This window comes from Nostoc sp. CCY0012 (genome assembly GCF_963920855.1).
In the GTDB taxonomy this organism is placed as follows: domain Bacteria; phylum Cyanobacteriota; class Cyanobacteriia; order Cyanobacteriales; family Nostocaceae; genus Cyanocohniella.
This window is the reverse complement of the sequence record NZ_CAWUDM010000148.1, coordinates 1-11,541: the sequence shown is the minus strand read 5'-3', so window position 1 is coordinate 11,541 and position 11,541 is coordinate 1. Positions and strand designations below refer to the sequence as shown.

Annotated in this window: 11 protein-coding genes; 6 read left to right on the top strand and 5 right to left on the bottom strand. The window is 40.1% G+C overall.

Translation table 11 applies throughout. The features are described from left to right. Window positions 1-400: 400 nt before the first annotated feature. Window positions 401-625 (bottom strand): hypothetical protein, encoded by a 225-nt coding sequence (locus ACM0OS_RS26350; RefSeq protein WP_414546132.1) that lies wholly within the window; start codon window positions 623-625, stop codon window positions 401-403. Window positions 626-802: 177 nt separating this feature from the next. Beyond that, window positions 803-2,452 (bottom strand): Ppx/GppA phosphatase family protein, encoded by a 1,650-nt coding sequence (locus ACM0OS_RS26345; protein ID WP_414546131.1) that lies wholly within the window; start codon window positions 2,450-2,452, stop codon window positions 803-805. Between the two features lie 367 nt (window positions 2,453-2,819). On the opposite strand from ACM0OS_RS26345, the gene ACM0OS_RS26340 reads away from it, so the two are divergent. The 3 genes from ACM0OS_RS26340 (at window position 2,820) to ACM0OS_RS26330 (ending at window position 5,005) form a co-directional block, all read left to right on the top strand. After that, window positions 2,820-3,701 carry a 4-hydroxybenzoate solanesyltransferase gene (locus ACM0OS_RS26340; RefSeq protein WP_414546130.1) on the top strand — a complete coding sequence of 294 codons (882 nt, stop codon included), beginning with the start codon at window positions 2,820-2,822 and terminating at the stop codon, window positions 3,699-3,701. A 386-nt stretch (window positions 3,702-4,087) separates the two neighbouring features. Further along, entirely contained in the window at window positions 4,088-4,666 is a 579-nt protein-coding gene (locus ACM0OS_RS26335) for a hypothetical protein (RefSeq protein WP_414546129.1), read from the top strand. A gap of 129 nt (window positions 4,667-4,795) precedes the next feature. After that, the gene (locus tag ACM0OS_RS26330; protein WP_414546128.1) at window positions 4,796-5,005 is read left to right on the top strand and encodes a TOBE domain-containing protein; all 210 of its coding nucleotides are present in this window, start codon (window positions 4,796-4,798) and stop codon (window positions 5,003-5,005) included. Between the two features lie 231 nt (window positions 5,006-5,236). Here ACM0OS_RS26330 and modB read toward each other — a convergent pair whose 3' ends face one another. The 3 genes from modB to ACM0OS_RS26315 form a co-directional block, all read right to left on the bottom strand. After that, complete coding sequence (modB, locus tag ACM0OS_RS26325) at window positions 5,237-7,048, bottom strand: molybdate ABC transporter permease subunit (protein ID WP_414546133.1); 1,812 nt, start codon at window positions 7,046-7,048, stop codon at window positions 5,237-5,239. A gap of 149 nt (window positions 7,049-7,197) precedes the next feature. Further along, a complete protein-coding gene (modA, locus tag ACM0OS_RS26320; protein ID WP_414546127.1) occupies window positions 7,198-7,992 on the bottom strand; it encodes a molybdate ABC transporter substrate-binding protein in 795 nt (264 codons plus the stop codon). Between the two features lie 259 nt (window positions 7,993-8,251). Next, window positions 8,252-9,082 carry a sulfite exporter TauE/SafE family protein gene (locus ACM0OS_RS26315; protein WP_414546126.1) on the bottom strand — a complete coding sequence of 277 codons (831 nt, stop codon included), beginning with the start codon at window positions 9,080-9,082 and terminating at the stop codon, window positions 8,252-8,254. A gap of 174 nt (window positions 9,083-9,256) precedes the next feature. Between ACM0OS_RS26315 and ACM0OS_RS26310 the strand changes: the two genes are divergently transcribed. From ACM0OS_RS26310 to ACM0OS_RS26300, 3 genes are all read left to right on the top strand, one after another. Then, on the top strand, window positions 9,257-10,015 hold the full coding sequence (locus ACM0OS_RS26310; RefSeq protein WP_414546125.1) for a nucleoside phosphorylase: 759 nt from the start codon (window positions 9,257-9,259) through the stop codon (window positions 10,013-10,015). Window positions 10,016-10,319: 304 nt separating this feature from the next. Beyond that, on the top strand, window positions 10,320-10,916 hold the full coding sequence (locus ACM0OS_RS26305; protein ID WP_414546124.1) for a TIGR02281 family clan AA aspartic protease: 597 nt from the start codon (window positions 10,320-10,322) through the stop codon (window positions 10,914-10,916). Window positions 10,917-11,211: 295 nt separating this feature from the next. Next, on the top strand, window positions 11,212-11,439 hold the full coding sequence (locus ACM0OS_RS26300; protein ID WP_414546123.1) for a hypothetical protein: 228 nt from the start codon (window positions 11,212-11,214) through the stop codon (window positions 11,437-11,439). The last annotated feature ends 102 nt before the right edge of the window (window positions 11,440-11,541 follow it).

Genomic DNA, 11,541 nt, shown 5'->3' with positions numbered 1-11,541 from the left:
GTCAAAGGCGGGGTGAGGTCAAAAACTAGACTTGCATATTATTTAATTCATGTTCTTTACAATATGCCGCCGCGGGTGAAACAAAGTGAAACGACACGAACACAGGGGTTTTGGGATTGCTTCCCTGCGATATCTTCTCTGCGAGACGTTACGCGAACGATAGGCTTCGCCTACGCAATGACAATTTTTTTCATGGATATGATATTTAGTTCTTAACCCGAACTGACGTTTATTTAAAGGCGATGTCAGATCAAACAACAGATGTGCATATTATTTAATTCATATTCCTTAGGGGGACTCCCAAAAATTAATTCTTTGGAAGTCCCTGATGATGGAATTTCATCCACAATCAGATAAAATCAGCAGAATAAATTCCCAAATTACTTACCAAGTATTTTAGTCACTTGTCCTCAAATTCTGTATCCAATTGTAGGCAATATTCTTCATCTGTGCCTAATTCTCTACGTTCTATAAGTTCTATATTTAGAGTAGACATTAGTCCGTTATTTGTTTCAATTTCTGCATGAAATTGTTGATATGATTCCTCCATTTTGGCTTCTAATTCCAGGTTTTCAGCTTCTGTATAAGCTAGGAAATCTTCAAGGGTTGGTTTGCTTTTATACATAAGTTGGGTGTCGTCAAAAGATGTGCAGGAGGTAGATTTCCCCGACAATTATTTTGCTTTCTCTAAACGCGGTTGCGGAAATCAATCTTAACCTCTATGACAGAGTAACTGTCAAATCTTTAGATAGCTTGGTAGGTGCGTTAAACCAGTGTAACGCACCCAAATCTTTTGTGGAAACTATATTTTGACCATAGGAGCTTGTTTCAAATTGGCTACCAATTTCACCTTGAATTCATCTTCAAATACCGATTTTTTATAATCTAAGCTCCAAAGTTCCAAGGCACAATCATCATCAGGTTGAGAGGGGAAAATAAATATTTGCAATTCCTGACTATGAGGAATGTACTCACATTGTATACGGGCGATCGCACCAATTTGTCGCCTATCTAGGGCAACGGCCAATCGCAACAGCGCACTGAGTTGGCTAACTATTTGGCGATGCTGTTTACTCAGCAAGTTACGGTAATTTTCGTGTTTTTTCTTGGGTTGTGATTTGCGATGGTAACGCGCTAAATTCGCAATGATTTCAATTTCAGTTTCGGTGTAGCCAAGTAATTCACCGTTACGAACTAAATAGTAGGAATGCTTGTGATGAGAGGAATGGCTGATATAGTGTCCACAGTTGTGTAATATAGCCGCGGCCCACAGCATTTGCCGCTCGTTGTCTCCCCAGTTGTGTAGTACGCCTTGGGTTTGGTCAAATAAACTCAGGGCAAATATCGCCACGCGATCGCTATGCTCTAAATTGATATGGTATTTATCCGCTTGTTTGAGGACACTGCGTTGACGCACTGAACCTTGATAGCGCAGTCGATCTTCTATCAAACCGTGGCATAGCATCCAGTCCACAATTACGCCTTCCCTAAGGGCGCGCTCGCACACTGTCACCGATTCCACACCCAATAAAGTCATAGCTTCCTGTAAGATTACAGCGCCAGCTAATATGACTTCTGACCGCTTCTCTGGCATACCGGGTATGGTAGATATTTCTATATTCTTCATTTTTCGCAAGCGATTGACCCAATACCGCAAGTCTTTAAGACTAAACTCGTAACCATTGAGGGTAGAAGGAATATAACCCAACTGTTCGCGGGCGTGGATAGTTGCTAAAGTCTCAATAGTGCCGGAGGTTCCTACCAAACGCGGAGATTCCCCAAACTTAATGTTTGATAAGACATCTTCAGCGGAACGTTCTAGTGTACCGCGTGTATAGGCTTGCAGGTACTGAAACTCGGCATCGCTGATGGGATCGGTAGAAATTAATTCGCTGGTAAGTCGCACTGCACCAACTTTAGTGCTGGTGAGACTACGGGCTTCTTGACTGTCCCCCAAAATTAATTCTGTGGAACCGCCACCAATATCGATCATAATGTGGGGTTGGTTATTAAATTCCATCCCCGACAGCACACCTAGATAAATGCGCCGTGCTTCTTCTTGACCGGAAATTAAGTCAACGCTTAAACCTAACTCAGCTTCTACTCGATACAAAAAATCTCTCCCATTGGGGGCTTCGCGCACAGCACTAGTGGCCACAGCTACGATAGTTTCTGCATGAGCAGTTTTGGCAACTTCTTGGAAGCGTCTCAGGGCATTAATGGCTTTTTCAATTACTTCTGGTTTCAGTTCTCCAGTAGCCAGATCACGATTGCCTAATCTGACAGTTTCTTTTTCTTTGGCAATAATGCTAAACGATGGTAAAGTCGGGTCAATCTTCACTACTACCATGTGCAGAGAATTTGTCCCCAAATCAATGGCAGCAATAATCCGGTGTTGCTGAACTGATCGAGTAGTAATACTCTCCCAGTCAGCTGAAACTAAATTCAGCATCTAGTTTTCTCTCAATAAAGGAAGGACAGTAAAAAGGCGTGTATCAGGATACTTGGCACTGGTAGATGTGCAAAAAATAATTTTCAGTCTGACTCTGTGCAAAGGCTACTTGATCTAAGAATATTCACTCTGCTGCTAATAACTCAAGTGACTGACTTAAAAAGACTAAGTGCTGAGTAAGAATACTAGACCCTAGACCCTAACCCCTAGTTCCTTTGGTTGCGTTAGTTGATGACGGCTATTTAGATATTTGATTCAAAGTGGTCACTTGAGTTTGTGATTTTATAAATAGCAAATAACGTTATTCTATAGTTGTAAAGATGTGTGAATTCATCTATCTAAAGTTATTACTTGATTTTTGATTTCTATGTTGACTACCCCAGAACGCAACCAGGAACCAGTGTGGCTTGTGATTATCCGGCTTTTGCGGTGGCATAAACCAGAAGGAAGATTAATTTTAATGATTCCTGCTTTGTGGGCTGTATTTTTGGCAGCCGCTGGCAAACCGCCTTTACCTCTGGTGGGTGTAATTATATTGGGTACTTTGGCCACTAGTGCAGCAGGTTGTGTAGTTAACGATTTGTGGGATAGAGACATTGATCCAGAAGTCGAGAGAACACGCGATCGCCCCCTGGCTTCCCGCGCTTTGTCCATCAAGGTGGGGATTGTCGTGGCGATTATTTCTCTAGCATGTGCAGCCGCCCTCGCTTTTTATCTTAACCCCCTGAGTTTTTGGTTATCTGTGGCAGCCGTGCCGGTAATTTTGCTTTATCCAGGTGCAAAGCGGGTGTTTCCCGTACCGCAACTAGTACTTTCCATTGCTTGGGGTTTTGCCGTGTTGATTAGCTGGAGTGCTGTCACACAGAATCTTTCTCAACCAACTTGGCTACTATGGGGCGCAACAATACTCTGGACATTAGGATTTGATACTGTTTATGCCATGAGCGATCGCGAAGATGACCGCCGCATTGGAGTTAATTCTAGCGCTTTGTTTTTTGGTAATTATGCTCCTGTGGCTATTGGCATTTTCTTTTTAGGCACCATTGTGTTATTAGCTTGGTTAGGTGTTTTGATTCACTTGAAATTTATCTTCTGGATTAGTCTGGCCATTGCTGCTATTGGCTGGGTTTGGCAGTCGCTACGCTTAACAAATCAAGACCTCCCTAATCCTGTGTATGGTGAAATGTTCCGGCAAAATGTCTGGATTGGTTTTGTCTTGTTAGCTGGGATGATTGCTGGATCTGTTTAAACTCACTTTTTTGAAATAAGATAAGTATTTTCAACTAGTAGCTCAGGCAATAGATTCCGAAAAAAAAGCGACCTAGCCCACTCAGCTAGATCGTCTTTTTGTATTAAAAGTCGTTGATCTAATACAGATAATACTTGAAAGGTACTAGCAAAATTTGATATTTATTTCTCAATTCTTATCTATTTTTTAGATACTTTCTAGGGACTAGGGGCTAGCAATTAATTACTTTAGCTTCTAACCTCTACCTTCACAAAGATTTCATAATAACCCCGTATTTTCCCCTAATCCGCAAAGTTTTTATCAATATCTCTGATATTGTCTCCGCAATAGTACGAATTTAGTTTAGTAGTTGGGTAGATGACTAGGAAATTTAGCAGCCCAACCCGATGAAGCGATCGCACCTTGTCAAAGTAGCCATGATAGTTTTACTTTCTCTAGGCAGTCTGGGGATTGTCGGGGGAAGTTTTTTTCTGCGAAAGGCTTTTAGCAGTAGTAGTGAGCCTGGAGTAATTACGGATACATCTCGTTATCAAGAAATTCGGCAACAAATATTGTCTGATAACGACTACGTTAAACACTTTCCCGATGAGCTTCCTTCTGGTACTGAAAATGTCCGTATTGCTTATTCTACAGGAGTTTATCAAGGAAGCACTTATTTTCAAGTACGGCTAAAAAAGTCAACAGAAAATATAGAAAAATTACTTTCGCAATATAGACGTCAGGCAAAACACCAGTATCGAGGTGGTAGTACAAATGACCATGCTAATCAACCTAATGGTGTCCCGACAACATTCTTCTACACTAGTGATGCTGCTGCGGAATCATTTCCAGCTAGCTACGAAATCTTGGTATTAGATGCACAAGACCAAGGTAAACCAGGTTTCAAGTGGCATCGTGGCAACAGTTACGGTGTAGCTATTGATACTTCAGCTTCAGAAATTGTCTATTGGGCAGAAACATGGTGATTCACTGATGAGGAAAACCAGAAGTTTTAGTGTTTTTGGCAAGTAAATGTAACTTTAAGGTAAAATACTTGCTTAATTCTGACACAACTAGGTAAACTCAGATAGTCCTATATTTTGAGTGAGTAAAATATGAAAATTAGTGCGCGTAATGCTCTCAAAGGTAAAGTAAAGCACGTTACACCTGGAGCCGTTAATGCAGAAATTGTCATTGAAATTACCCCAGGAGTTGAAGTTACATCGATTATTACCAAGTCTTCATATGAAAGCATGGGTATAGAAGTAGGTAAAGAAGTGTATGCGATCGTTAAATCAACTGATGTTTTGATTGGTGTGGACTAAATAAAAGTTTGTAGTGAGGACTTCAGTCCTCATCAGCCTCATACCAATTCACGAAAAATCTGATACAGATGTAAACCTTGAAAGCTTTGCTACATCTAAGTTTTTTAATTGCGAATTGCGTACAGCCTAGCGGCATCCGTAGGCTCTATTGCGAATTGTGAATTGGTTGGTATCATGCCTTGCATTCTGGGACAAGCAGGACTAAAGTCCTTACTACGATCGCATATTTTTCTACTCCTGCATGAGAAATAGCTTCATTGTGTCCAAACGCACATACCAGGGAAATGGTTTGTCTTTCAAATTTATCCATTTTTCCTTAAACACTTCGGCTTGTAGATGATAATCATGGGTATTGGCTGAATTATGCAGTTTCAAATACAGCGTCATGCGGTGGGGGGTTTCCCGCTTCCTGACTAGCCAACAGGGAAAGGTATTCTCAGCGTTGGGGTTATCTGTGAAGCTGAGGTGATGGGCGCGAATGCCTATATAAGCTGGAGATTGGGGTATTGGTTCTATCACTTTCAGGGTGCAATCCCAATCTAAAGCGGCTATTTCATGAGGAGATACTACTTTTATCGGGGAAAAGTTCTTGCAACCAGTTAGCTGGGCGACAGTGTAAGTATTTGGATGGGCAAAAATATTTTGTTTATCATCGTTAGCGATAACTTGTCCTTGAGAAACCACTAACAATTGTTGACACACTTCATAAGCTTCTTCTAAGTTATGAGTTACAAATAATGTCACCCCTGAATAGGTGCTGAGGGTTTCAATTAATTGTTCTTGTAATTGATGCCGTAAATAAGTATCCAGCGCCGAAAATGGTTCATCTAATAGTAATGCTTCCGGTTGGATTGCTAAAGCCCTGGCTAAAGCTACCCGTTGTTGCTGTCCGCCAGAAAGTTGGTGAGGATAGCGATTTTCTAATCCTTCTAACTGCACTGCTAATAGTTGCGCCTGTACCTGTTGCTTAATTGCTAATGTCGATAAGCCTTGAGGTAAGCCAAAAGCAATATTTTGCATCACAGTCATGTGAGGGAATAAAGCATAATTCTGCATTAAAAAACCAATGCGGCGATCGCGTGAAGGTAAATTAATTCCTTTTTCGGAATCAAACAACACTCGCCCATTTAAAATAATACGTCCTTTGGAGGGTGTTTCTATACCAGCAATACAGCGCAAAATCATACTTTTGCCAGCCCCAGATCCTCCTAAAAATCCCAGGGTATTACCGTTGCCGCTAAAACATACTTGCAATCTAAAGCCTGGAAGCTGTTTTGTAATATCAACAAACAAACCTGATGAATCAGTTTGATGGGAGGTTTGAGATATTGAATATTCCTGATTTCTCCGCCCTTTGGGGAATGGGAAATTTTGTTGTTTTTGCTTCCCCCGGTTTTCTTGCCAAAAATTGACTCCTATAATCCCAGATAAAGAAATAATCATGATGGCGATCGCCCAAAACCAAGCTTCATTCATCGCGCCGGCTTCTACAGCAAAATAAATTGCCATTGGGATTGTTTGAGTTTGTCCGGGAATATTACCAGCTAACATTAAAGTAGCTCCAAATTCACCCAATGCCCTTGCAAAAGCTAAACTTGTGGCGGCAACAATTCCGGGAAATGCTAGGGGTAAACTGATGCGCCAAAAGATTGTTGATTCAGTAGCACCAAGGGTTCTGGCTACGCGTAAAAGATTGCCATCAATTTGTTCAAAGGCTCCCAATGCTGTTTTATACATAATGGGAAATGCCACAACTGTCGCGGCGATCGCAGCACCGTACCAGGTAAAAACAATGCTAAAATCCCAAGGTTGCATCAGTTGACCTACAGGGCCATTCCTCCCAAAAAATAGCAGCAATAAAAAGCCGACCACTGTAGGCGGTAAAATCAAAGGAGCAATGAATATTCCTTCAATGAATGACTTGCCTTTACCTCGATATCCCAGCATCCAGTAAGCAGACCAAATACCCAGAAAAAAGGTAATAAATGTGGCAAGTAAGGAAGTTTTTAGTGATATCCAAAGGGGAGATAAATCCATGTTAATTAATTTGTAATCAACCCTATGGTACGCTACGAGGTGAACGCAGCTATTACCGTCAGGGCTTTACGTAATTCGTATTGTGATGAATATGGGATAGCTACAAAAACCCATCTTACAAGAAAATTTTGGCTCTTTTTTATTTTAAGAGTTTCCTAACTCACAATAAAACCGTATTTCTTTAGCACATTTTTGGCTGGATTACTTGATAAAAAATCAACAAATTCCTTGGCAGCCGGAATATTTTTACTACTTTTAATTACTGCCATTGGGTAAACAATTGCCGAGTGATATTTTTCATCAGCAGCAACTATAATTTTGACTTTATTAGAGATTTTGGCATCTGTGGCATAAACTAAACCTGCATCGGCATTACCACTTTCTACGGCTGCTAACACTTGACGCACATTATTACCAAAAACTAATTTAGACTTGACTTTATCAAAAATACCCAATTTCTTTAACACCTGATCAGCGTATTGGCCTGCGGGTACACTCCTGGGTTCCCCCATCGCAATCTTCCTGACTTTGGTATCTGTTAAATTGAAAAAGCTCTTAATAGCAGTATTATTATTTGGCACAATTAAAACTAAGCGGTTATTAGCTAGGTTAGTACGAGTACCTGGAACTAAAAGTCCTTTTTGTTCTAGTGCATCTACTTGTCTTATCGCCGCAGAAATAAAGATATCTGCTGGCGCACCCTGTTCAATTTGTTGTTGTAATGCCCCAGAAGCCCCAAAGTTATATGTGATACTAACGTTGGGTTTACTTTGTTGATAAATGGGCTGAATTTCTTCTAGTGCATCTTTTAAACTAGCCGCCGCCGACACCAGTAAGGTGACGTTTGACTGTGCTGTTAGGGGAGTGGGAGTAATTAAAGGTAAGGCGATCGCTAGGAAAAAGCTAGTAACTGCTATGCCAATCAAGGCCAGCATCTGTCTTTTATTCATATTTTTATTTTTGTTGTGTAACTAAAGTTTCCAGACTACTTGAGAGCTTCTTGTTTGTATTTACACATGAAAGGATTTTTAATTCTGTAGCAAGAATTACTGACATAACGCCAAAATAAATGCTCTAACTATTCAATTAACACATAAAATTTCGCCTTTTGACAAGAAAGAGGACTGAGTTTTGTCTTTAATCCAACTGAAAACCTCTTGAAGAGGGATTTTGCGAATATATTAACTTTATGCAAAAATACTTGCTAGCTTAGGCTGCATGAGATTTGGCTTTGTGAAATACGCGAAATGCAGAGATATTTAAGATGATTCCTAAAACGATTTTCAGGATGGATGCGGGAATAATACCGACAAGCATTCCCCCAATAATGGCGCCAATAATTGAACCAACACCCATCGGTGCAACGGTATTTTTCAAGATGGTGCGATTACTAAAAGCGCCTCTACTGGCATATTTAATCACCCCTACTAGCACTGTGGGGAAGCTAATCAACAAACTAGCTGTCCCAGCTGTTCTGATGTCTACACCAAAAGCAAAAACTAGGGTAGGGATAATTATTTCACCGCCTGCAACCCCCAACAAACTGCTGACTAATCCAATTGCTAACCCAAACAGGATACCTGCGGGAATGCGCCAACCCAAGGATGCAGGTAGCAGGGCTGGTATTTCTTGAGGTAAAAATCCTTCAATAATTAAGGCAATACCAATAATTACCAATAACCAAAAAATAATTTTCTCTAGCTGTTCGTTGGAAAGCTTTCCTGCCATTGTTGCCCCGAAAAAGGCGGTAATTACTGCACCAGCAATTAATGAAAGGATGACAGGTAGCAAGAGAAATACTAAATCGAAAGAAAGCAGACTACCCCGAATTGCCAAAGACGCAGCAATTGAAATCAAGCTAACTCCAAGATTTATAGGTACGGCTTGCTGTGCTGAATATCCCAATACACTGGCTAGGACTGGTAGACGAAACTCCGCGCCGCCCAGGCCAATTAGCCCTCCTAATATTCCTATGGGTACAGAGTAAAGAAAGGATAATTGAAAACGCCGTACTTGTGCAGAGGAATTATTCTCTTTCATTGCTGTTATGGTATTGCGGAAAAGCTACTTCTCTGTATTTACACATAAAGTGAGTTTAAATTCTGTAGCAAGATTGGCTGACATACTGCCAAAATCAACGCTGATGATTATTTAGTTAAGGTGTGAAAATGTATTATTCTATTGAGTTCATGGGCGATCGCAACTCTCAAATATATGTATCACATTGGTTTTGAGCGAGATGATTTAGGTGCATCACCTCCTGAGATGGCTTTATTATCTGGTGATCCAGAACGAGCGCGGTTAATAGCTAATACGTATTTGCAGGATGTACGGATTTTATCAGAGCATCGCGGACTCAATAGTTATCTGGGATATTTACCTAATAATCGCCCCATTTTATCAGCTACCAGTGGCATGGGTGCGCCTTCGCTGAGTATTGTGGTGAATGAATTAGTACAAGTAGGTATCCGGCAAATTATTCGCATTGGGACTTGTGGCTCAATTCAACCTCACATCCCTGTTGGTAGTATTGTCATTAGTAGTGGGGCTTTGTGTCGCCAAGGTGCAGCCAACGATATTGCACCTGTGGAATATCCAGCCGTTGCTGATCCGTTTCTCACTGTGGCGTTGGTTCAGGCTGCACGGAAACTCGAATTTGAATATTATCTGGGAATTACAGCCTCAGTGGATACCTTTTATGAAGGACAGGAACGCACCAATTCAGCAAATCCTCATTTACTGCGATCGCTCCACGGTATTACAGAAGAATATCGGCGATTAAATGTTTTGAACTACGAAATGGAATGCGGTACGCTGTTTAAAATGGCGGGAGTGTATGGGTTTGCGGCGGCGGCTGTTTGTGGTGTAGTGGCCCAGCGTACTGTAGCTGAGAATGTGATTGTAACTCAAAAAAATATGGCTGTGAATCAGGCGATCGCCACTGCCATCCATGCAGTAACTAACTGTGAATAATCTCAGTAGTTTCATCATGTCTTTAATTAATCTTTAATTAAACTCTCAGTAATTACAGCTAATATGTATTGCGTAAGGTGTAATTCCATATTTTGGAGATATATAAATACACGATAAAAACATAACAATACATTCACCTCAAAATACATAAATTGACTAGATAAATCATAAAAAATATCTAGAACCAGTTTTGTATACACACAAATATACTGCGAGCAAGGTAGATTTTTACTGCCAATTTTTGTCTTGCCTGGGTAATGTGGAAATTCAAATCTATATATAAAAAAACGGGAACTCACATAATATGAAGTATGCTCAAAAGTGTCAGATTGCTAAAATTAACCTTGCTCTAATAACACTAATACCAGCACTAATATTTTTAGGATTTTCTCATCGGGCTGCGGCTGACGATCCTGGATCATGCTTTATGATTACCACCTCTGGCAAAATAGTGGGATTGGGAAATTTATGTAGTAGTGTCAATACACCGAATAGCAACAATATTGATAACAACAACAATAATCAGAATAATAAAAAGGTATTTCAGGTTCCCATCAAACGCCGCCTGGGTAGAACTCCTGTCATTGATGTCACATTTAATGACACCAAATTCTTTGAAATGATTGTAGATACAGGCGCTCACGCTACTTTAATTACTCAAAAGATGGCAAGTACTCTGCAACTAGAGGCTACAGGTAGTATGGTAGCTCAAATTGCTGATGGTACTCGAGTCAGATTCCCTACAAGTAAGGTAGGTTCTATAGAGGTAGGTGGAGTCGTAGCCAATAATTTAGAAGTAGCGATCGCTTCCCAAGGTAATATCGGACTACTAGGACATGATTTTTTTGGGAACTACGACATCAAAATTCGTGAAAAAGTCATAGAATTTCATACCCGATAAAATTACTTTCGAGTTTTCCAGCAAATAAATTATAACCACAGATAGGCTCAGATCCCTGACTTTTCCAAAAAATCGGGGATTTTTCAGTTTTAGAATTACTATATATTATTCTTAATAAAATCCTATATTTTGTCTTATTAAAATCACAATTTCAAAAAGACTAAATAAGGAATTTCTGTCTTTTTAATAATGATTTTGTCCTTGACTTTAGCAATTTTCATGAATAAAAATAGCAGTAACAGTTAAACGAAATACAGTTTAACTGCTTGCACGAAATACTTGAGGAGCTAATAAAATGGCAAACATTACTCTGTCTGAATTAAACATTGCTGGTTCTGAATTGTTCCAAGATTCCGAAAGTTTTCTCAATGAATTGAAAGATGTAGATGTCATCTCTGGTGGTAGCTACGATTACGGCTTCAGCGATGCTTCCACACTTACTAAATTAGCTGAAGCATTTGTCAGCATATATGCAATTGGTCATGTTACCTACTTAGCCAAGTCATTCAGTTCTGGATACTAATGGCTTTTCTGGTTTTAGGTAACTAGAAGCTAGGCGGCTCTTGGGGGTTGAAAGCTAAAACTATTTGATGTGATAAACAAGATATTTTTACTAGCAATCATC